General features: G+C 68.1%; 16 protein-coding genes. 7 read left to right on the top strand and 9 right to left on the bottom strand.

All coding sequences use genetic code 11. The features are described from left to right. Window positions 1–1052: 1052 nt before the first annotated feature. The 3 genes from ABJF88_11200 to ABJF88_11190 are packed head-to-tail and all read right to left on the bottom strand — an operon-like array spanning window position 1053 to window position 4217. Window positions 1053–2162: a helix-turn-helix transcriptional regulator gene (locus tag ABJF88_11200; GenBank protein MEP0547490.1), complete on the bottom strand. Its 1110-nt coding sequence runs from the start codon at window positions 2160–2162 to the stop codon at window positions 1053–1055. Between the two features lie 24 nt (window positions 2163–2186). Continuing rightward, the gene (locus ABJF88_11195; GenBank protein ID MEP0547489.1) at window positions 2187–3350 is read right to left on the bottom strand and encodes a helix-turn-helix transcriptional regulator; all 1164 of its coding nucleotides are present in this window, start codon (window positions 3348–3350) and stop codon (window positions 2187–2189) included. Between the two features lie 15 nt (window positions 3351–3365). Continuing rightward, window positions 3366–4217, bottom strand: coding sequence for an alpha/beta fold hydrolase (locus ABJF88_11190; protein ID MEP0547488.1), 852 nt, complete (start codon window positions 4215–4217; stop codon window positions 3366–3368). Between the two features lie 200 nt (window positions 4218–4417). On the opposite strand from ABJF88_11190, the gene ABJF88_11185 reads away from it, so the two are divergent. The 7 genes from ABJF88_11185 to ABJF88_11155 all read left to right on the top strand — a co-directional run bounded on the left by ABJF88_11185 (window position 4418) and on the right by ABJF88_11155 (window position 17528). Then, a complete protein-coding gene (locus tag ABJF88_11185; protein MEP0547487.1) occupies window positions 4418–4966 on the top strand; it encodes a cyclic nucleotide-binding domain-containing protein in 549 nt (182 codons plus the stop codon). Between the two features lies 1 nt (window position 4967). Continuing rightward, window positions 4968–5996 (top strand): hypothetical protein, encoded by a 1029-nt coding sequence (locus ABJF88_11180; protein ID MEP0547486.1) that lies wholly within the window; start codon window positions 4968–4970, stop codon window positions 5994–5996. 16 nt (window positions 5997–6012) lie between these two features. Further along, window positions 6013–7299 carry a CsgG/HfaB family protein gene (locus tag ABJF88_11175; protein MEP0547485.1) on the top strand — a complete coding sequence of 429 codons (1287 nt, stop codon included), beginning with the start codon at window positions 6013–6015 and terminating at the stop codon, window positions 7297–7299. Window positions 7300–7566: 267 nt separating this feature from the next. Next, window positions 7567–13161, top strand: coding sequence for an Ig-like domain-containing protein (locus ABJF88_11170; protein MEP0547484.1), 5595 nt, complete (start codon window positions 7567–7569; stop codon window positions 13159–13161). A gap of 56 nt (window positions 13162–13217) precedes the next feature. Continuing rightward, a complete protein-coding gene (locus ABJF88_11165) occupies window positions 13218–14333 on the top strand; it encodes a hypothetical protein (protein ID MEP0547483.1) in 1116 nt (371 codons plus the stop codon). A 126-nt stretch (window positions 14334–14459) separates the two neighbouring features. Further along, on the top strand, window positions 14460–15644 hold the full coding sequence (locus ABJF88_11160) for an adenylate/guanylate cyclase domain-containing protein (protein MEP0547482.1): 1185 nt from the start codon (window positions 14460–14462) through the stop codon (window positions 15642–15644). 66 nt (window positions 15645–15710) lie between these two features. Beyond that, window positions 15711–17528: a protein kinase gene (locus ABJF88_11155; protein ID MEP0547481.1), complete on the top strand. Its 1818-nt coding sequence runs from the start codon at window positions 15711–15713 to the stop codon at window positions 17526–17528. Between the two features lie 106 nt (window positions 17529–17634). On the opposite strand, the gene ABJF88_11150 is transcribed toward ABJF88_11155, so the two are convergent. From ABJF88_11150 to ABJF88_11125, 6 genes are all read right to left on the bottom strand, one after another. Beyond that, window positions 17635–18069, bottom strand: coding sequence for a hypothetical protein (locus ABJF88_11150; protein MEP0547480.1), 435 nt, complete (start codon window positions 18067–18069; stop codon window positions 17635–17637). 87 nt (window positions 18070–18156) lie between these two features. Further along, window positions 18157–18999: a DUF5131 family protein gene (locus ABJF88_11145; GenBank protein ID MEP0547479.1), complete on the bottom strand. Its 843-nt coding sequence runs from the start codon at window positions 18997–18999 to the stop codon at window positions 18157–18159. A 33-nt stretch (window positions 19000–19032) separates the two neighbouring features. Beyond that, window positions 19033–20397 (bottom strand): hypothetical protein, encoded by a 1365-nt coding sequence (locus ABJF88_11140; protein MEP0547478.1) that lies wholly within the window; start codon window positions 20395–20397, stop codon window positions 19033–19035. A gap of 71 nt (window positions 20398–20468) precedes the next feature. Then, the gene (locus ABJF88_11135) at window positions 20469–20750 is read right to left on the bottom strand and encodes an RNase H1/viroplasmin domain-containing protein (GenBank protein MEP0547477.1); all 282 of its coding nucleotides are present in this window, start codon (window positions 20748–20750) and stop codon (window positions 20469–20471) included. Window positions 20751–20788: 38 nt separating this feature from the next. Next, the gene (locus tag ABJF88_11130) at window positions 20789–21247 is read right to left on the bottom strand and encodes a hypothetical protein (protein MEP0547476.1); all 459 of its coding nucleotides are present in this window, start codon (window positions 21245–21247) and stop codon (window positions 20789–20791) included. Continuing rightward, window positions 21244–21735, bottom strand: coding sequence for a hypothetical protein (locus ABJF88_11125; protein MEP0547475.1), 492 nt, complete (start codon window positions 21733–21735; stop codon window positions 21244–21246). Before ABJF88_11125 ends, ABJF88_11130 begins: the two co-directional genes overlap by 4 nt. Window positions 21736–22781 lie beyond the last annotated feature (1046 nt).

Here is a 22781-nt window from a genome sequence, read left to right as displayed (position 1 = left end):
TCCGCGAGCGGGCGCGGGCGTGGGCGAGCCACGCCTCCGCCGCCTCGCCGAGGCGGCGGGCGTACGCGTCGGCGTCGGGGAGCTCGTAGCCCGTTCCGCCGTCGGCGACGAGCGTCGGTCGCTCGACAAGCGTCGGTCGCTCGACGAGAAGGCCGCAGGCGAGGTAACGGGGTGCGAAACCGGGTGCGGGGCGGGGATGGGCGGGGCGGAGTCCGTGGAGTAGATTGACTGCGTTGTGCATGATGATCCTGTGGTCTTCGTGTGAGGCCCGGCGCTGTAGAAGCAGCACCGGGTTGAAAGGACGAAGCCCGCCCCCGGTGAGGGAGCGGGCTTCGTTCGCTAGGTGTAGGCGGAGGTTAGCCTGCGGTGCAGGCATCGCTCTGGGGTGGAGATCGTGAGCGTGTGGGCATGGGTATCCCTCGGGTTTGATGGGTGAGGAGTGGGACCGGCCGCCTCGGGCCAGCCCGTACCGGGACCGCCCCGGATTGGGGGACGCGGCGAACGAGCACGCAGGCGGTGGGGGGCGGGCGACGTTCGCCCTCCCCCTGAGAGACCCCCCGGGCATCGAAACCCGAACGGCCTCGTCCGTGGAGGGACTTCGACCGTCTCCGGACGATGAACCGGATTTCGGGCCGCCCTATCAGGCCGTTAATGGGCGGCCGGCAGACCGCCCGCGGACCCCTGGAGAGCGGCAGACGGAGCCGGCGTCTCGGACTCGGTGGAAGGACAGGTGAGGTTCGTCACGACTATAGTGGCGGGGGACTCACGACTTTCGAGTGAGGTCGACTATTCTACGTTCCGATCGCGCGTGGGAGGGCGTGGAGGACGGTTCCGTGCCGGGTCCGAGGCGCGACGCCTACGGGAGCAAGCGCTTACGGGAGCGGCGTGCGAGAGGGGGGTGGGGAGGCGTCGACGGTACCGAATCCGGGCCCGATCGGGGACTACGGGGCCGATCGCCGACGGCTATTCGCGCCTGAGCCACTAGCTCCGCCTGAGTCCAGGACGTTGAGCCATCCGCCGGGTCTACTTGGTCGAGTCAATGACAAAGCGGGTCAATAACAAAGAAGGTGGTCGCGGACGTCGCGCCGGGAGCTCAGCCCGAGCCCGGCGAGGACGGCGGTGGTGTGGCGGTGGGCCGTGTGGGGGCTGATGCACAGCGCCTCGGCCACCTCCTCGTTCGTCCGCCGCTCGGCCAGTAGCAGCGCCACGCGCGCCTGCTGCCGTGTCAGGCCGTGCCGCTCTTGGATCGCCTCGCGCGTTGGCAGGCGCCCAGCTCTTCCCTCTACCAGGACGACCACCGCGCTGCGATGACCGGTGACTTCGGCATCCACTCGGATGGCCCGCAACGTGTATGTGCAGGTGCCCGTCCGCACCGACCTCACGCAGGCCGCCTCTCCGAGGGCGTCGGAGCCTCTGCCAAACGGTGTGCAGGCGCAACGGGCCACGAGCGCAGCCGCTGCTGCTTCGACGAGGACCCCCTGGCGATCTCGTTCGAGCACGACGTTGAGACGCCGATTTCGATGCAGCAGTTCGCCGTCCCTTCCGAACAGGAGGAGTGCGGAGTCGAGTTCGTCCACGAGCCGGGCAAACGCCTCGCGGACCGCGGCCAGGTGCAAGTACGCCGTCGCGCCTGTCTTCAGTGCCGGGAGGAGGAGCCGTCCGAGGCCGAGGCCGCGGTCTCCAAACGAGGAGGCGTGGGGCGATGCGTGGTGGAACATGAACTGCGCGGCGTTCTCGTAACCCCTAAAGGCCGCCGGCCCGAGAGAAGCCGTGACGAGGAGCGCGTCGTAGGCCCGGCGCGGCTTGGCGAACTCGTGCCAGTACGCGCTCTTGAAATAGGCATCGACGTGGCGGCCCCACAACATGGAGCGGTTCCCCACGGGGAAACGTCGGCACCGTGACCAGAAGGCGTACCGAGATGCGACCGGAGCGATCTCCTCGGGGTACGTCTGAGCGGTCACCTCATCGTAGTCCTCGGAAAAGAAGTCCGGCTTCCCGTTGGCAGGCACCATGAATGAGACCTGATCGGCGCGGAAGAGCGGCTTGAGCGAGCGGTTAACCGCACGCCGCCACGCACGGTCATGGGCGTAGTCGAGCGGGGCGAGCAGCGCGCTCAAGGCGGTGCTCAGATGCGCAGCGTCGCGATCGGTGAGCGTGAGCATGGTCCCTCCTATGAATTCCGTGGATCACTCAGCATCGAGCAACATGCGGCGGACGTCGCGCCGGGAGCTCAGCCCGAGCCCGGCGAGGACGGCGGTGGTGTGGCGGTGGGCCGTGTGCGGGCTGATGCACAGCGCCTCGGCCACCTCCTCGTTCGTCCGCCGCTCGGCCAGTAGCAGCGCCACACGCGCCTGCTGCCGCGTCAGGCCGTGCCGCTTCACGATGTCGCCCGGCGTGGGGAGGCTACGGTCGTGGGAGATCGTGACGGCGATCAAACGCTCGCCTCCCTTTCCACCGTGGGCCCGACCTACTCCGTCGAGGAGCGTGCAAGCGAGTCGGTATGGTCCCAAGCGACAGGCACACGGAGTGCCAGTCGGTGTCACCGCCGATCGTGCGCATCTACGTGCGGCGCCCAGCAGTACGGAGCCGCTGAAGGGGGCCTGAGCTGAGCCCAACAGGTCGATGAGCGATGGCGTTCGGTGCTGTTCTCGGCCGCGCTCGTCGGTGAGGAGGAGCGCCACGCCCGTTGCGTCTACGGCATCCACCAGCGCCGAACGGTACTGCGAGAAGTGGCGGAGGAACTCGACGCCGGCCCGAGCCGCGGGACGGAGTAGCGCGAGCGTCCGAAGATGGCCCTCGCCGAACTGGAAGACGGCTTCTCCACAGCCGTCGAATTCGGCGCGGCGGTCGCTGCGGGCGACGACGAACTGCAGCGCGTCGTCATACCGCACAGGAGCATCGGGTCGAGATCGGGGGCGCAGGGAGGCTCGGCACGCCCTGTGTGCGTCGAAGGTGAGCAGGGCCGACCCGTAGAACTGGATCGGGCGTATGAACTCGTGGAAGTACGCGGAGTCGTAGTACGCGGCGAGCGCGTCCCCCCACAGCCCGCGCCGGTCGCAGACACCGAGCGCAGCGGCCCGGGTCCACGCATCGAACCGGGCGTCGAGCGGGCCGAGGGCCTCGCCGTAGCGGTTGAGGTGCTCCATGTCTACGTCATCGCTGTAAGCGGGTGCAGCCCCGTTGAGCACGTCCGCCGGCAGCTTGACGAGAGCGATGTCGGCGTCGAGAAGATCCTTCAGCGCATTACAAACCGCCTTCCGCCACCCGTCTACGTCCGGATACGCGAGCGGAGACAGGAGCGTCTCGAGCGCGGCTGTTAGCCGGTGGTCATGTAGGGGCGTAACGTCCACGACGTACCGCGCGTCTCATGCGGAAGGGAATGCACGCTCATGCGACTCAAGCCACGTCGTGACGGCGTGAACGAACGGCTCGGGCTCCTCAACGAAAGGATAGTGACCACTGTGTTCGAACACGACGTGCTCAGTGTGGGGCAGACCGGCGGCGAGCACGTCCCCGCCGTCCTCAGGTGCGAAGAGCCAGTCGTGCCGACCCGAGAGGACGAGCACCGGCGCATCGATCTCGCTAAGCCGGCCGCGCACGTCGTAGTCGGAGAGGCACCCGAAGAAAGCGCGATTGAACCCGTCTGCGCTGAAGCGGACGCCGGCCTTGAGCGCCTCACACGTGCTAGGGTCTGGGTCGCAGAGGTAGACGGGGAGCACCGCGCTGAACCCCTCCCTCATGGCCCCGTCGTTCGGTAGCGGCGCTGAGAAAGCGCCTGCTAGAACGGCGAGTTGCTCGGGCGTTGCCCGCCGCTCAGCACGTGCGAAAGCCGCCTCGCCATGGTCGAATGCCGCGGACGTGCAACACAGAACGACGCCCGCGATGCGGTCAGGATAGGCGAGAGCGTATTCGAGGGCGAGGAACCCACCGTAGGAGTGTCCGAACACAAACCATTGCTTGTACCCGAGACATTCTCGGAGCGCGTCGGCATCGGCCACCCACGTCGCATGGGTCACCGCGTCCCAGTCATCAGGGGCCGGGGAGCGCCCGTGCCCTCGGTGGTCGTAGTACACGAGGGTCACGACTTCGCCGAGCCTGTCCAGCCAGGGGCGGAGGTAGGTGTGGTCGAGCCCGAGCCCCCCGTGCATAACGACGAGGGGCGGGCCCTCGCCATGTACGCTGACGAAGAGGTCGACGGAGTCGGTGGCGTGAGGCATACCACGGAGGGTTAGACGCATTAGCATGCCCGGCTGAGCCTACAGGGCACTAACCGCCTGTAAACATAATAGCGCCCTCAAGAAAAGCCAAGCGTAAATGGCCAGTTTCTGGTTATGTACGCCCGCTGTTCATCGCCTATCTAGACATACCCGCCCCTTACATCTTGTGCGGGGGCCCATATGATTACCTGAGTAGAGCGATGATCAAGCCCCTCACGATGCTGGTCCAAGCGAGCCTGTACCGGCTGGGACTGGAGTGCGAGCTCCCCGACGACCTCCGCGAGTTAGCCCTCTTCTCCGAGCTCAACGACCGCGAGGAGCAGGCGCTCCGTCGCGCCGTCGTAGGCCGTCGCTTCCACGCAGGCGAGCGCGTGTTCCAGGAGGGCGAGCCGGGGCTCGGGATGTACGTGGTCGCGAGCGGAGAGGTCGAGATCCTCCGCTGCGAATCAGGCCGCTCCGTAGCTCAGCTCGGAGTAGGAACGTTCTTCGGCGAGATCGCCCTCCTCAACGAGGTGACACGGATGGCGACGGCGCGGGCCAAGACCGAGAGCGAGCTCATCATCCTCTTCCAGCCCGCGTTCGACGCCCTCATCGACAGGCACCCCCGCCTCGGCGTGAAGCTCCTCATCGCACTGGCCCGCATCATGGGCGTCCGCCAGATTCATACCGGCAACGCCCTCGACGCCCTCGTCCAATCCAATGGGCGCGACCCGAGCGAGCGCCCCGATCCACCACCCTCCAGGTCGTGACATGCGCGTTGACCGGACGATAACGACCCTCGGCGGCGTCCTCGCCGCCCTCCTCTTCACGGCGGTCGGTGCCGCCCCAGCCGTGGCGCAGCAGGACGCCCTTCGCGAAGCCGTCGCGGTCTACGACGCCGCCCAGTACGACCGGGCGATCGAACTCTTACACGAGGTGAACACCGGAGCCGGGTCCGATCCCGCCACGCGCCGTGAGGCGCTACGGTACCTCGCCCGAGCCTGCACGGCCAAGCGTGCCTACGACGACGCTCGCCGCGCCCTCGACGCGCTCTTGAGCCTGGAACCGCCGCTCGTCGAGCTCGACCCGGAGATCGAGAACCCCCACCTCGTCCGGCTCTACTACGAGGCCCGCCGCGACAGGCAGGGCTATGACGTCGAGCGGCCCGACCCGGGCATGAAGACGCTCGCCATCATGGACTTCTCGAACAGCTCCCTCCACGAGCGCGCCACCTACGAGCCGCTCGAGGAGGGGTTCGCCTCGATGATGGGCCACTACCTCGGCGGAGCGACCGACCTCAAGGTCGTCGAGCGGGAGCGCGTGCAGTGGCTGCTCGACGAGCTCCAGCTCCAGCGCGACACGACCGTCGTCGATGAGGCGACGGCCGTGCGTACGGGGAAGGTCCTCGGCGTCCACGTCGTGCTCTTCGGCTCGTACACCGTCCACGAAAACACGATGCGCATAGGGGCCCGCCTCGTGAAGGTAGAGACGAGCGAGGTGATCCTCTCGGAGCACCTCTTCGGGAAGCCCGACGACTTCTTCGAGCTCATCGAGCGCCTTAGCCTCCAGGTGGCCCAGGCTGTCAACGTGACGCTCGAACGCTCCGACGTCCAGGGCCGCCGCGCCACCCGCTCCCTCGACGCCATGCTCGCCTACTCCGAGGGGCTCGTCCTCCTCGAACGAGACCGTTTCGACGAGGCCCACGCCCGGTTCGAGCAGGCGGCTGAATACGATCCGGACTACACGCAGGCCCGGCAGCGCGCCGAGAGCCTCCGCCCCCTCCTCGCAAGCTCCCGCTGACGAGCACCCGACGCCGATGCCTCCCCGTCTCCTCCGACCCTCCGTGCTCCGTGCCGCTCTCCTCGGCTTGCTCGTATCGCTCGGCGCCTGCGTGACGGACCGCGCGCTCACGCCGGACGACTACCGCGACCGCCTGCCCGCCCTCGAAGCCCGCGTCGCTCAGTCCCCCCAGGACGTCGACGCCCTCGTGGCGCTCGGCGAGGCCCGCGCCCAGGCCGGTCACCTCCTCGAAGCCCACGAACCGCTCGACCGCGCGCTCGCCCTCCAGCCGCAGCACCCCAAAGCCCTCTACTACCGCGGCGTCGTGAGTGAGGGGCTGGGGCGGCGCGACGAGGCCCTCGGCCTCTACGCCCGGTACGAGGGCATCGCTCGGACGTCGCCCTACCGCCGGCTCATGGCGGGACGACACGCGTGGCTCCTCCGGCTCATGGTCCGAGACGAGCTCTCTGCCCTCCTCGCCGCCGAGGACTCCCTCGCGGGCGTGACCACCACCGAGGCCGTCGCCGTCTTCCCGTTCACCTACCGAGGTAGCGACGAGCAGTACCGCCCGATCGGGCGCGGGCTGAGCGAGATGGTGACCGAAGACCTCGCGGCCGTCGAGCGCATCCGGGTGGTCGAGCGCATCCGCCTCCACGTACTCCTCGACGAACTCGACCTCGCCCAGGGCGGGGCGTTCGACGCGGCGACGGCACCCCGGCTCGGCCGCATCCTCCGTAGCGGACGCGTCGTCGGGGGGACGGTGACGGTCGAGGACGAGGCAATACAGAGCGACGTGGGCCTGTGGGTGTGGGAACGAGACGCCCTCCCCGACCTCAACTCCCGCGAGGCTGACCTCGCCGACCTCTTCCGCCACGAGAAAGAGATCGTGTTCGGGATCATCGACGGACTCGGCATCGAGCTGACCGACGCCGAGCGAGAGCGCGTCGAGCGCATCCCCACGCGAAACCTCCAGGCCTTCCTTAGCTACAGCCGAGGGTTGATGGAGGAGGACGCCGGCAACTTCGCAGGGGCGGCGGAGCTCTTTGGGAGAGCCGCTACCCTCGACCCGGGGTTCACGCGGGCTGCCGAGAACGCTCAGCAAGCCCGGACGGTGGCCTCGGTCGCCGGCCCCGTGACGAACGCACTCGACGCGGGGCGGAGCACGAGGGGCGACGGGAGCAAGCTCGTGGGCACCCGGCTTTCGCAGCTCACCGACGATCTCGGGGCGCATCTCGTCAGCGAATGGGACACGCGGACCCTCGTCGTGGAATCCATCACCGTGACTGTAGGTGAACCGCCGCCACCGCCGCCCAGCGGCAACTGAGAGGCGTCCGCGAAGTGATGTGAGAGCGAAAAGCCCTGAGATCCAATGTTTAAGCTGAAGCGTCTTGCCCCCATCCTTTTCGCCATCGTCGCAGTAGGGCTTCCTGTACGAGCCCAGACAACCTATACGTGGACGGGGAGCGACCCCGGCGACAATTTGTGGACGACGCCAGGCAACTGGAATCCTGCTGGCGTGCCTGGACCTACTGATGAGGCGATTATCATAGACGGATCGGTAAACGTAGAGACAGACCTTACAGTTGGAGATGTGCGGCTGGGCCGGGCGGCGCCGGTGGCTGGCGGCCAGCTCAACATCAGTTCGCCCGACGCCGACGTGACGGTGAATGGGCTCTTGACGTGGGCGGGGCTGGGATACATCGGTGGCTCCGGCTCCGCAGTCACAACGGTGACCGCAGCGGGCGGGGTGTCGGTCGAGCCCGCCGCGGGGCTGCCCGAGACGCAGGGCCTCACACTCGTCAACATCACGCTCCGCCTCGGCGCGCTCGGCACGGTGGCGTTCCCGTCAGGGAGTTCGCGCATCCGGTTCGGCACCGACGCCACGCTCGAGGTCGACGGGCCGCTCACCGCCTCAGGTCCGAGCGACGGCGAGTTCATCCTCGAGGGGGTTGTTGCCGGCACAGACACGCTGCGGGTGGGCGGCGCGCTCACCCTCGACGGCGGTGCCCTCCGCGTCGGGGTGATCCTCGACGGCGAGGCTGGGGACGTTGACATCGCGGCAACAGCTGGCGAGCTCGTCCTCGAAACCTCAACGAGCGTGGGCGCGGTCTCGGCGGCGGCCGGGGCCGCCGTAGTCTTCGGCGAAGGCGGAGCCTACGAGGTCAGCGGTGACGTGACGGGGCCGGGCGAGGTTTTCGTCGAGGGGCAGGTGGACATGAGCGGGGGAACGTGGGAGCCCAACCTCACCCTCGTTAACAGTCGGCTCAATGCGAGCGCCCCACTCATGTTCGAGGGCGACCTCCAGGTGGGCCGGGCGTCGCCGGTGGCCGGCGGGCAGCTCATCGTAACCTCGCCCGGCGCCGACGTGACCATCAATGGGCTCTTGACATGGGCCGGGCAAGGCTACATTCAAGGATCCGGCTCCGCAGTCACGACGGTGACGGCGGCGGGCGGGGTAGCCGTGGAGCCCGCTGCGGGGCTGCCCGAGACGCAGGGCCTCACACTCGTCACCGCGACGCTCCGCCTCGGCGCGCTCGGCACGGTGGCGTTCCCGTCAGGGAGTTCGCGCATCCGGTTCGGCACCGACGCCACGCTCGACGTTGACGGCTCGTTCGTGGCTGCGGGCCCGGCCGACGGCGAGTTCATCCTAGAGGGAGTTGTGGCCGAGGATACGCTGCGGGTGGGGACCAGCGGCGCGCTCACCCTCGACGGCGGCGGAACGCTCCGCGTGGGGGTAGTGCTAGATGCCGACGTCGGGGAGGCCGACGTCACAGCGGCGGCAGGCGAGGTCATCCTTGAGCGCTCTTCGAGCGTGGGCGCGGTCTCGGCCGCGGCCGGGGCAGCCGTCGTCTTCGGCAATAACAGGGTGTACGAGGTCACGGGGGCCGTGACGGGCCCGGGCGAGGTGCGCCTAGAAGGGAATGAACAGATACAGATGAGCGGGGGGACATGGGGACCCGACCTCGACCTCTCGACCGGATCCCTCAACGCTAGCACCCCACTCACGTTCGAGGGCGACCTCCGCGTGGGCCGAGCGGACCCCGTGGCTGGGGGGCGGCTCACCGCTGGCGTGGGCGTGACGGTGACGGTGACGGTGACGGTGAACGGGCTGCTAACGTGGGCCGGGCAGGGGCGGATCAGCGGAGCTCCCGGCTCCACCATTGTAGCAGCAGGGGGCGCCTCCGTCGAGCCCGTCGCGGGACTCCCAGTTGGGCAACGCCTTAGCCTCGGGGGAACGACGCTCCGCCTCCCCGGCGACGCGACTACGCTCGCATTCCCTTCGGGTACGTCGGCCATCGAGTTCGTCGGCGGTGCCACGCTCGAGGTGGACGGGTCGCTCACAGCCTCGGGCCCGCCCGACGGCGAGTTCGTCCTCGGAGAGGTCGGCGGCGGCACGACCGTGAACGACACGTTGCGGGTGGTGGGCGCGCTCACGCTCGACGGCGGCACGCTCCGCCTCGGCACCGTCTTCGACGGGGGCAGCGACATCGCCGCGATGGCCGGCGAGATCCGCCTCGAGAGTGTGCGGTTGAGAGTGGGTGCAATTACTGTGGCTGCCGGGGCCGCCGTGGTCTTTCCCAGCAGCGGGGACCGTGAGGTGACTGGAGCAGTGACGGGTGCAGGCGAGGTGCGCATCGAGGGTGTGGCTGGCGTGCAGATGAGCGGGGGGACGTGGGAGCCCGACCTCGACCTCTCGACCGGGTCCGTCAGTGCGCTGGCCCCACTCACGTTCGGGGGCGACCTCCGCGTGGGCCGAGCGGACCCCGTAGCTGGGGGGCGGCTTGGCGTTGAAGCCGGCGCGACGGTGACGGTGAACGGGTTGCTAACGTGGGCGGGACAGGGGGAGATCGGTGGCTCCTCCTCCTCGACAGTGACTGCAGCGGGGGGCGCCTCGATCGAGCTCGCCGAAGGCCTGGGCTTCGGCGACGGCCTCGTCCTCGGGGGCACACTCCGCCTCCTCGGCAACAACACGCTCGCGTTCCCTTCGGGTACGTCGGCCATCGAGTTCGGAGGGGCCGCCCCCATACTTGAGGTCGCCGGGCCGCTCACGGCCTCGGGCCCGCCCGACGGCGAGTTCGTCCTCGGCGACAACAGCAGCCTCGACACGCTGCGGGTGGCCGCCGGCGGTGCGCTCACGCTCGATGGCGGCACGCTCCGCTCCACCATCATCGTTGATAACTCGGGCCAGTTGAACGTAGGATCGGAAGCTGTATTCGCCTTCGAGAGAAGCGCGAGGAACAGTGGGACGCTCGGGGGAGACGGCCGATTCACCTTCGGTGTCGCACAGCTAGAGAACAGGGGGGCATTCAATCCGGGAGTCAGCGAAACTGCCGGCGTTCTCACTGCAGAGCGACCCACAGGAGCTCTTTCCTTTGCGGCTCCGGCGCGCCTCGAGCTTGACATGGGTGGGCCAGAACCAGGCACGGGGTATGACCGCCTCGTCGTAGTCGGCGATATCACCCTCGGCGGCGAACTCATTGTGGGGCTCTCTGGTGGCTACGTCCCGGAGGTAGGGCAGACCTTCGATGTGCTCACCTATAGCGACCGTGCAGGTGAGTTCGAGACGTACACAGGGCTCGAACTCGGCGGCGGCCTAGCCCTGGAGCCCTCGTACGATGATGCCAACGGAGCCCTCACCCTCACCGTCGTTGAGGTCGGCAACGCCCCTCCTGACGTGAACAACGATACAGGAGAAGTTGACGAAGACGGGACCATCCTCTTAGACGTACTCGCCAACGACGACGACGTAGACGGCGACCCGCTTATCCTCATCGGCGTAACCGTTCCCTCTGACGGAACGGCCGCGATTGAGGACGACCAAGTTCGTTACACGCCCGCCCCCGACTTCAACGGCACGGATGGGTTCAGTTACACCGTGAGCGACGGGAGGGGTAACGAGCGGGATGGCACGGTCTCGATCACCGTGAACTCCGTCAACGATCCACCTGTGATCGTGGACGACGGAGAGACGACGGTCGAGGAGATGGCCGTTCTGATCGCCGTTCTGGCGAACGACACCGATGTGGATGGTGACGTGCTCTCGCTCGTGAGCGTGACAGACCCTCCCAACGGAGAGGCATTCATCGAAGGCGACCAGGTCCGCTACGTTCCCGAGCTCGGTTTCACGGGAGAGGATACCCTCGCCTACACGGCGAGTGACGGCAACGGAGAGATGGGGACTGCGACCGTCACGATCACGGTCGCGCCGAGCGAGAACCAGCAGCCCATCCCGCTTGACGACGTCGCCGAGACGAATCCGGGCGTGCCCATTCTCATCGACGTGCTCGCCAACGACTCCGATCCGGACGAGGACGACCTGACGCTAGCCGCAGTCACCGACCCGTCAGGTGGGACTGTCACCATCCAAGGCGGGCAGGCCCTCTACACGCCAGACATGGAGTTCACCGGCACCGATGCGTTCGACTACACCGTGCGCGACGTGTTCGGTGCTGAGGCCGCCGCCTCCGTCGTCGTGACCGTCACCGCGATCGTCGTGGACGCTAGCGTCGGCGGCCAGCCGTCGGGAGGCCAAGCGACGCCCATCACGGTCACGGTAGAGGGCTTCAGCCCGAACACCGCTGAGCTCTTCTACCGCAGTGGTGGAGCGAGCACGTTCGGGACGGTCCCCCTCGCTTCCAACGGTGACGCCTTCTCGGGCACGGTGCCGCCCGATGTCGTCACGGTTCGGGGGTTCGATTATTACGTAGTACTCTCCGACGGTGTACGGACGGCGACCTTCCCGCCTGAGACGCCAGAGGAAAACCCGCTCCACGTCCAGGTCGGCGTGCAAAGCCAGGTGGCGGGCACGACAGCGGGGGGAGGAGATCACTTCATGCTGTCGGTTCCGCTCGACACGGATACGGACCCCGTGGCCCTCTTCGGTGACGAGTTCGGGGGGTACGGGCCGGAGGCGTGGCGGGCCTTCCGGTGGGACCCCGCAACATCGACGTACAGGGAACTCCCAGACCCGGCGGTACAGCTCGCACCGGGCACGTCCGTTTGGCTCGGCGCTGTCGAAGAGGTTGCGCTCGTGGTCGAAAGCGGCACGTCCGTTTCCGCCGGTGCTCCTCGAACGGTCACGCTGGCGCCGGGGTGGAACCAGATCGGCAACCCGTTCGCCTTCCCAGTGGCTTGGGCGGCCGTCGCGGGAAGCGAGTCCGTGGACCCGCCCGTCCGTTGGGACGGCTCAGAGTACGTCTTCAACCAGACCACCCTCGAGCCGTGGGCGGGCTACTTCGTCGAGAACCGGACCGGCAACCCGGTCGAGCTCGCTGTCCCCCCCGTCGAGGCAGACCCCGGCCGGCCCGCTGCGGGCGCCGCCGGCACGAATACGCTCGCCTCGCAAGGGCAAGAACGGGCCGTTGAGGACGCTGTGAGCGCGCTGCAAACCTCCGCCGAATACCGCCTCCACCTCCGCGCATACAGCCCCGAGGAGCGGATCCGCGACACGCAGAACGTCCTCGGCTTCGCCGCCGAGTCCCGCGACGGGCGCGACCGCCTCGACCGCGGCGAGCCGCCCCCGCCGGGCGAGCACCTCCGCCTCAGCTTCACCGGCGACCACGCCCGCCTCGCCCACAGCTACAAACCCGATACCGGGGCCGGCAACGCGTGGGACCTCGAGGTCGCAGCCACAGAGGCCCTCTTACGCGCAGCGCTCCCCGTCCGCGTCCACCTCGACGCTGAGACGGAACGCCCCCCCGGCTACGGGCTCTGGGTGCTCGACCTCGACCGCGGCGCGCCCGTGCCCCTCGACCAGCCCTCCGCCGGAGACCCCGTCAGCGGAGCCGTAGGTGAGGCCGCGTTCGACCTCACGCTTGACGCCGCAACCCCGGTGCGCCGCCTCCGCGTCATCGTCGGGACGGCGGACTACGCCGACGGAGCTCGCGACGGCATCGCGCTCGAACCCGTCGCGTTCGCGCTCGAACCGGCCTACCCCAACCCCTTCACCCAAACGACCACCATCCCGTACGGGCTCGCGGAGCGGTCCCGGGTCGTGCTCGAAGTGTTCGACGTGCTCGGCCGCCGCGTCGCCGTGCTCGCCGACGCCGAACAGGATGCCGGCCGGTACGCCGTCCGATGGTCGGGCAACGGTGCAGGTGGGGCGCCGGTGGCGAGCGGGATCTACGTCGTGCGGCTTCGCGCCGGCGCAGAGGTCGCCTCCCACCGCTGCGTCCTCGTCCGATAACCCCGGGGACACCGTGCACGAAGGAGCAACCAATAACACCATCGAGGAATAGCGATATGAAGACGGCAACGGCACTGGGACTCCTCGCGCTGGCGGGCGCGCTGGTAGCCCCCACGTTCGCACAGTCCCCCCTCCCCGCCTCGGACGGCCCGCTCTACATCGGCAGCCAGCGTATGCCGGTCCAGGTGCGGGCCACGGCCGCCTACGAGCAGTACGACAACGACCACGGGAAGCTCAGTCAGCTCACGCTCCCCCTCGTGGTCACACTCCCCCTCGCGCGCAACCTCGGCCTCACCATCCACACACAGTACGTCTCGACCGAGGGCGACTCACTCGCTGGAATCGACGGCCTAGCGGATACCCAACTCGGGCTGAGCTACTACCGTGCCCTTGGAGCGGGGAGTGCTGTCGTCACGCTCGGCGTGAACGTTCCCAGCGGGCAGCGGGCGTTTTCGGTCGAAGAGGCCGAGACGGCGTTCCTCCTAGGCCAGGGGTTCTACGGGTTCAGCCTCCCCACCCTCGGCCAGGGGTTCAGCGCCTCGCCCGGCCTCACGTACGCCCTCCCCATCGGCGAGCGCGCCGCACTCGGGGCCGGCGTGAGCTACCAGTACCGCGGCCCCTTCCAGCCCCGCAACGATATCGCCGACGACTACGACCCCGGCGACGAAGTCACCTTCACCGGAGGGCTCGATTACCTCTTGGGCTCAGCGACGCGGCTCTCGTTCGACGTCACGTACGTCGCCCTCGGCACCGACGCGTGGGGCGACATCGCCTACGAATCAGGCGATGTCGTGGCCGTCACGGCGCAAGCCCGGACCGAGTGGCGCCTCCACGAGTTCCACCTCCTCGGCCGGCTCCGCAGCAAAGGCGAGAGCGAACGTCCCGTAGTGGCGGGAACGGCCTTCGGTGCCGACACGACGATTCCCGCCCAGGCCCGCGCCCTCCTCCACGCCCGCCTCCGCATCACGGACCGCCTCCGCGCCTCGGCCTTGATCCAGGCTCGGTACTACGACGCGAGCGAGTTCTTCGATGAGGCCAAAACGATCGCCGACCTCGGCATCGGTCCCGAGGTCCGTCTCTCGCCCCACCTCTCGCTCGTCGGCCGCGCTCGGCTGAGCGTCGGCGACGTATCGGGGTTCGCCGTCGGCGGCGGCGTGGGGTGGTCGCTATGATGCCTCCGCATGGCGAGCTACGCACCGGGCCCTCCCACTCGGCGGCGTATGCCACTGGATTCACTGCGGCTCAACTCCTATCCTATAGCTCGTGATCATCCGACCCCTAACAGCCCGGAGCGCGCGATGCGGAAGGAGCGGCCCAGCAGGCACATCACCGAGCTCACGCTCCTCAACGAACTCGCCCTCGCGATCGGCCGAGCGCGCGATGTAGACACCATCGTTCGCACCCTCGTCCGCCGGTCGCTCGGAGCCCTCGGAGCGGAACAGGGCGTCATCACGCTCCTCGACGACGCCGCCGACGCACCCGCCGTCACCCTCGTTCGCACAGCCGCCAGCGGTGCCTCGACGGCCACATTCCGGCCTGACGAGGCCCTCCTAGCTTGGATGTACGCGAACCGAAGACCCCTCGTCATCGATGACGTGCGGAAGCACGCCGTCTTTCATGAGTTCGACTGGGATGGAGCTGTGGAGTCCGTACTCTGTGTGCCGCTCGAAGCACACGGCCGGCTCCAAGGCGTCATCACGCTCTACAACAAAACGAACGGGGATCGCTTTTCGGACGAGGATGCCCGGCTCCTCACGATCATTGCCGGTCAGTCGGCCCAGATCGTTGAAGCAGCGCGGGCAGACGAGGCGCGGCAGCGGGCCCAGGAGGAGCGAGACCGGATCAGGAACGTGTTCGGTCGCCACACCGCGCCTGCCGTTGTTGAGGAGCTCCTACGCCACGACACTGAGCCCCCGAGCCGCCGGGTATACGCGTGCATCATGTTCCTCGACCTCCGTGGGTTCACCACGTACTCCGAACACGCCGAGCCCGAAGAGGTCGTCGACTACCTCAACGCCCTCTTCGGGTTTATGATCGAGGCGGTGTCGGAGGCAAAGGGGATCCTCCACAACTTCCTCGGCGACGGGTTCATGGCGATCTTTGGTGCTCCTGTCTCTCACGGGAACGACTGCCGGAGCGCTATCGAAGCCTCCCTCGACATCCTCGCCCAGCTCGACGAGCGCATCGACTCTGGAGAGCTCCCCCCCACCCGCCTCGGGATTGGACTCCACGCCGGCGAGGTCGTCGCCGGCACCATCGGGTCCCACGTCCACAAGGAGTACCAGGTGACCGGCGACGTCGTCAATACGGCCGCCCGAATCGAGCAGCTCAACAAGACGTACGGCTCCCGCCTCCTCGTCTCTGGCGAAGTGTGGGTCAAGAGTGCTCTGCACCCGGGCGACCCCCGCATCCATCTGCACGAGCACGGCGACGTCGAGATCCGCGGACGTACGGAGCCCCTCCACCTCGTCGAACTCGCCTGACTCTCCCGACACCTGTCGCTCGGCCCACCCGCAGCCTTCCCTGCTAGCCGTTCTCATGCTCCCCCGATGATCCTCGCGCCGGGCACCGTCATCAATCAGTACCGCCTCCTCGAACCGCTCGGCGAGGGCGGCATGGGCATCGTGTTTAAGGCGCGCGACACCAAGCTCGAGCGCGACGCCGCTCTCAAATTCCTCCCGACCCGCCTCAGCGAGGACCCGCATGCCCGGGAGCGCCTGCTAGCGGAAGCACGCGCCGCTTCCCGGCTCGACCACCCCAACATCTGTACGATATACGAGATCGGGGAGACCGAGGACGGCCGCGTCTTCATCGCCATGGGCTGCTACGACGGGCACTCGCTCCGCGCCATGCTCTCAGAAGGGGTGTTCACACCGGAGGAAGCCGTCGGTATCGCGCTCCAGATCGGTTGCGGGCTGGCTGCAGCTCATGCCAGGGACGTGACGCACCGCGACGTAAAGCCCTCGAACGTCATCGTGACGCGGGAGGGACAGGTCAAGCTCGTAGATTTCGGGATCGCTAAGATGCCGGGGAGCACGCTGACGAAGACGGGGGCTACCCTCGGCACGACGGCCTACATGGCCCCGGAGCAAGTGCGGGGGGAGGCGACCGCCCGGAGCGATCTGTGGTCGCTCGGCATCGTGCTCTTCGAGATGATCTCGGGGCGGCGTCCGTTCGATGGCCCCTACGAAGGGGCCCTCCTCTTCGACATCCTCTACGGCGAACCTGAACTCGGCGCGATCGAGGGCGTGGCGTCACCTGACATGGCGCGGGTCATAGGGCGTTGTTTGGCGAAGAGCCCCGAGGACCGCTATGACGACGTTGAGGGAATGCTGGCCGACCTCGAGAAGACTCCTGAAGCGCGCCGATCAGAGCCTCCGGTGAACGCAAGAGGCATTCCGAAGGATGCAGAGGAAGCCCCGCTGCGTGCTGCCCCCCTCCGGGTTCCACATGGGAAGCAAGAGGGGAGCAACATCGGCCCGCGATCGGTGGGGCACCGGCTCTCCCCTCTCGCTGCTCCCGGTGCGGCGGCTCCTTCACGGTTGAAACGATACGGATCGGTCGCGGCCGTCCTCGTTGCCGTCGTTCTCGTCGGAGGCCTCGTCCTTCGTGCTGCCGAGCCTTCCCGCTCGGAAGGGCCACTCGGCTCCCAGGACGACGGGCCGCTGCAAGGAGACACGATCGGGACCGTATTCAAGGAGCCGAGCGCCATCGGCACCACAGCCCATGAGCCGGCAGGTCTCGAGGATTCCCATCGCGACCCAAACCCCCAAGGTGCCGCTTCGGCGGCCTCTCCGGACAGGAGCGACGCAGGGCTGAAGGTCGAGAGCAGCTCGCCGGACCGCGACCAGGCGATAGCGCCCTCCAGCACCACGTCCAGCGAGCAGACCGCGTCTTCCCAGACGAATGCTGAGGCGCCCCCTGCGGCTATACTCGTAGCCAAAGCGGTACCGGTGGGGACCGTCGCGGTTCGTGGAGAGCGGCGATTGGAGTCCGGGCGATTCACCCTACCCCCGGGAAAGTACGAGGTGAGCTTCACCCATCCTACCTACGGCACCGAGCGCACCGACGTACGGCTCGTGGCCGGCGAATCGAGAGAGCTCACCTGCTACTTCGAGGCAACTATCAGTGTAGGCACTATGCTCGAAGGCGGTGGAGGCCCCGCTCCATTCGCCACGGTCGTCGTCAACGGCCGACCAGTCGACGCGTTTACACCTACGGTGATCACACTGGGGCCGGGCCGGCATCGTATCAGCGTCCAACGCGAAGGCTATAACGTGCTGGACCCAGTGCAGGTCATCGATGTCGCGGCGTCCTTCGAGCAGGTGTCAGAAAGCGTCGTCTTCAGGATCGTCCGAGCCGAGTAGTTCCTCTAGATAACCCAATCAGCTACCGCCTGTCGCCTGTCGTGCCTCGGCTTAAACGCCATTGCTCTGTCGAAACGCTCTCCACATTGTCATCCCGAGCGGGGCCTTACTCGTCGATCCACTCCCGCAGTTCCTCCTGGGCCCGGGCTCGCTCCGGAGCCATCTCGTCCATCAACTCGCGGACCTCGGGGCTGTGCTCGTCGAGGCCCAGGGGGCGGAGCGCCTTCGCCCAGTCATCGCGGACGTCGACGGCGTGGAGGTTGGGCGCCGGGCGCCCCCACTCGAGCCGACGTAGGTACAGTACGATCGCGGAGAGGAGGTCGATCGTGAGGTCGGCGAGCTCCTCGACGGTGGCCGTGCCCGTCAAGACCGGACGCCGGGCCCGCTCCTCCACGAAGTCGACGCGGATGACGTAGTCCACGCGTCCGGATGCGTCGTCGTAGTCCTCCACGTCCGTATAGAGGTTGGCGAGCCAACCGACGTGGGTCACGTTGCCGTTCTCGGCGACGAACATGCTTCGGGGCGTATTGGGGTCAGTCATGGGAGTGTTGATTTGGGGGATGAGGGTGTATCGCTAGGGGATGGTTGTAGGATGAGCGCCCATGCGGCGGACGTCTGCGACGCCTGCCTAGGGGCGTGCGGAGCGGGAGGCAGACCGCCGTGTGGACCCGGCTGCGGCGAGGAGCCGGGCGCGCTCGAGGTGCTCGGCGCACCCCCGCGCGAGGTCGTCGTGCGTCCGGCCACCGAGGAGGCGGCCTGCCTTCTTGTGCCCGACGTAGTCACCGTGCTCGTCGACGTCACCCCACTGCTTGAAGTGGAACGGGACGCCCTCGGCGAGGCACGCGTCGCGGACCCCCGTCGCCCACGCCTTCGCCATCGGGCGGACCTTGCCCTCGGGCGCCGTCTCGCCGCCCACGATCACGTAGTCGAGGCCGCGGATGTAGCGGGCGCGCGCGGCCTCGGTGCCGAGGGGGAGCCGCCCGATGAGGGGCTCGGCCGAGACCCCGATCCGCTTCGCCCCGCACGCGCGGAGGAGGTCGATCCGGTGGACCTGCTCCTCGCTCTCGACCGAGACGCAGGCTATGACGTGGTCGGGCCAAGCGAGATAGGGTCCGAGCTCCGCCAGGCGCTCGGCGCGCTTCGTGAGGAGGAAGTACCAGTGGTGGTCGTGGCGGCGGAGCGCGTCGACGAGGGCGACGACGGCCTCGTCGGGGACGTCCTCGTGCAGCCAGTCCGACATCGAGCAGATGAAGTACCGGCTCGGTTCGCGGTCGCGTCCGAGGTGGTCGAGGACGTCGAGGTGGAGCGTTACGGCGGTGCCGTTGGCGTAGGCGCCGGAGGGGTTGTGGCGGAGGCGGGTCTCGACCGCGTCGAACATGTAGCAGTTCAGACACCCGGGGCTGACGCGGCTGCAGCCACGGATGGGGTTGAGCGTCTTGTCCGTCCACTCGATGGCGGAGAGGTTTGACATCGTTGTTCGTTGGTTGGTGGTGGTCGGTTCGCGTTACTGCTGGCGAGCCGGGGGGCGGAGCGGGCCCTTCGCGCGGTCGCCCACGGCGACGACGGCGACGGCGCGGCGCTCAGGGCGCGGCTCGGCCAGGACGGGCGCGACGAGCGGGTTCCCCTTGAGGTTGGCGCGGACCTCGCGGCCGACGTGGAGGCGGTTGGCCGCCAAGGCGCGGAGCACGCTGTCGTAGGCGGCCTGCTTCGTCCGCTTCCCGCGGAGGAGCACCCACGCAAAGGGGCGGAGCGCCTCCGGTGCGACGGGCTCGGCGCAGTCCCGGAGGAGGAGCACGAAGTGGGGCGCCGAGCCGGACGGCGCTCCGTCGTGGGCGCCACTCGCCGGGGTCGCGGCGAGCGCAGCGGCCTTGGCCGACGCGGCGTCGCAGGCTTCGAGGCAGACGGCGGCGTTGTCGGGCCACGCGAACAGGGCGACGCGATCGGGGTGGGCGGTGAGGAAGACGTAGAGGCGATGCCGGTCCGCGCCCGCCACGCCGATCACCTTCTGTGCAACGTCCTCGGGGAGCGCGGGGTGGAGGAGGTCGACGCCCGGCGCGACGAGCACGGTGCGGGCGCGGCCGCCGCCGTCGGGAGACGGCGCCTCCGAGGGCGCGCCGAGCCGGTCGGGGAAGAGCGTGGCGGCGAACGGCCCAGCCGGGGCCTCCCAGTCCACCGCCGTGGTCCACGGGTCCGGTCCGACGACGGGCCAGACGAGCTCGGCGGCCTCGTCGAGGTCGACGCGGGCGAGGCCGCGGCGGCTCGGCTCCGGGAGCGCCGCCCCGCCCTCCCACGGCGCGACGACACGGCCCGGGAGGTATGGCACGGCGTCGCCCGGGGCAGCGTCCTTGGGTAAGACGACGTGGAGGCCGCCCCGGGCGTGCACGGGCTCGCGCGCTTCCTCCGTGTTCCCCGGGGCGTCGTCCAGGTCGACCTCAACCCCCGCGAGCACCTCGGCGACGGCGGCGTCGAGGTGGCGGGCGAAGAGCCTCTTGCCCTCGGCGGCGGCGAGCTCGCGCCCCCGCATGACGACGCGCACCTGGAGCTCGAGCGACTCGAGCGACTTCACGGCGCGGGCGTGCCCCTCGGCGACGAGCGGCTCCACGCCAGCCTCGGTGAAGGCGGCGTGGAGCTCGGCGAGGTCGATGAGCTGGTTGCCGCGCTCGCCGCTGCGGTCGAACTCTATGCGCATCAGGCGGCGGAACTCGGACTCGCTGAGGGGGGGCGGGCCAAGCTTGAGACTACGGAGGCAGTATCCGAACTCGACCTGGGCCTGGTTGCCGCGGCGTATGGCGTCGTGCGCCGCCTCGATGAGCTGCGACCGCTCGCCCTCCGGGAGCGTGGATGAGGAGATGGGATAGGTGCCGTTCACAGGTGATGCGTTTAGGGTGTGTAGCGCGGAGTGCGCTCCAACAATTGTTGGGAAAGGCCCTGGGATCAGGGCTACGGCAGGAAGCCGTTGGCGCGGAGAAACTGATAGAGCGGGCCTTCGAGCGGGAACTCGACCTCCTGGCCGTCGCGGACGACGCGGACGCAGTCGGCGGGCTCCCCATGCTTCCAGCGCTGCCACGCCTCGCGAGCGGCGGCCGCCGACTCGTAAGACTCGTGGGCGGCGCCGGAGAAGCGGTGGATCTGCGCCTGCGCACCTCCTGGGCCGTACCACGAGGTGAAGATGCCCGTCCGCCGACCGACGAACACGACGTACCACTTGGGGGTCTTTGCCATGGGTAGAGTGGGTTTTAAAGGGGTTGGGGGATGATTAGCTAGTTTGACCGGTAGGCCTGCGTGGCCTGGTGCACGGCGGCTATGGCGGCGCGGAACTCCGTGGCGACATCGACCTCCGCTGTGAGACGCGGATGCGTGGCGAGCTTCTGGACCCACGCTCGCTGACGGGACGCCTGCACGCGGTCGATGTGACCGGCCTCCCGCGCGACGTTGATCGCGCGGACCAGGGCCTCTGCCCCTCCGTACGACTCCATCAGTTGGAGGGCCAGGCTGTCGCGGAGCTCGGGGATCGTTGCTGGGTGGGTGATGCGGAGGAGGCGGTCGAACTCGACCTGCTCGACGTGCTTGAGCCAGAGGTCACCGAGGCGCCGATAGAAGGCGGGGTCGCCGAGGTGTCCACCGACGACAGGCTGGCCTACCTGCTGCGTGAGCTTCTTCTTGATGCGGAGCTCTGCACGGAGGATGGAGCCGCCCGCGAGTTGGTCGGGGACGCTCATCGGGCCTCCGCGATCTTGTCGTAGAGCGCGAGCTCCCGCATGGTGTTCTGGAAGTAGAGGGTTTCGGGCCGGTACCTCACCGGGTGGAGGCGCCCCGCCGTGCACATAGCGTCGAGGTACTCGGAGACGGGGCGGTCGAGGACGAGGTTGGCACCGACGTCGAGCCGCGTCACTTTGGCGAGGAGGAGCTCACCCTCCGGGAAGCCGAGCGCCTCCTCGATCTCTGAGAGCGCCGGCCCGACAGCGGCGGGGTCGAAACCGTGGAGGTTCGAGCCAGCGACGTACTTGGCGATGCTCCCCGTCACGCGGGCGTAGTGCGGCGTGACGAGCACCTTCATGCCGCCGTGCTTCGCGGTGTAGTAGGCGGACTCTCCGTTCTTGGACACCAGCGTGTAGCGGTCGGGGTCGTAGAGCGCGTCCAAGACGGGCAACACCGGCGTGTTGAGCGAAACGGTGTCGATGTCGTTGCAGGGATGAGGTTTGTGCATAGCTATAGCTGGGGTGTTGCAGTTAGTGGGGTGGATTCCTCGTTGTTACAGGGACTAAGCTGGCATCTCAGCGTCTAGCAGCGGGCGGTGGGGCCTTGGGGGGCCGTCACTCGGAAGACAGTCTGCATTACTGGATCGCTGCGGCCACGTGGGCTGTCGCGCAACTGCGGACGATCTAGGTGGGGATGTGGGTGGCCAGATGCTCAATGCGGAGTCGTTTGGCTTTAAGAGGAAAGCGGCGCGTAGGGGGTGGGCCCATTTAAGCCCGTGTCCAAGACGAGGGCATACTCATTTCGTGACCGCGACCTGGGTGAGGCTACAGAGCCCGCGTGCTCCGGCGGATGAACGCATCAAGCGCTGTCAGCTCGAAGCGACGGACTCCGCGGCCGGTGCCGATCCGAACGACTGGGATCTCGCCGAGAGCGACGAGGCTCTCTACGGTCCGCGGCGATACGTTGAGCCGGGTCGCGGCGCCGTCGAGGTCCAGCAGGGGCTGCACTGGAACACAACCCAAGCGTTTCTCGAATTCGTCAATAACCAAGCGTGCCACGTCGGAAGCGAGGGCTTCGGTGCTCAGATCGGAGGGAGCAGGCCGGCACTCCATACAGGGACGGGTTTTTGCTCTGGCGCGGCTACCCGTAGGAGGTCCGATGTGGACCCCAAGTTTGGGCTTCGACCAGGGCGGTAGTAGGGGCGAGCGAGCGGTTGCAGTCAGCCGCTGCTCGGATGTGACCCCTATTTACGAATCCCCCCTAATGTGCCCAAGAACTACGTTCTTAGCGTTCTCCACCTCGGCATGAAGTTCAGGATTTCCCTCTGCAACCAAGTCGAGGAGGCGGATGACACGGTCCTCTAGTGCGCGACCCGTCGCGCCCTGAGTGCCGGGGACAAGGACTCCGACCTCCTCTAAGAGACTGTTTGGGGAACGGCTCAGTGGAAGCCTATGGGCGCCCGTCGGCGTCTGGAAGAGCCCTGATTCGCTCACCAGACGCCCGGACCCATGCGCTCGCAACGCTACGGCTCCGACCTGACGGACGCCCAGTGGG

The organism is Rhodothermales bacterium, assembly GCA_039944855.1.
In the GTDB taxonomy this organism is placed as follows: domain Bacteria; phylum Bacteroidota; class Rhodothermia; order Rhodothermales; family JANQRZ01; genus JBBSMX01.
Note: the sequence above shows the minus strand (reverse complement) of the source record. Positions and strands in the feature narration are given on the sequence as shown.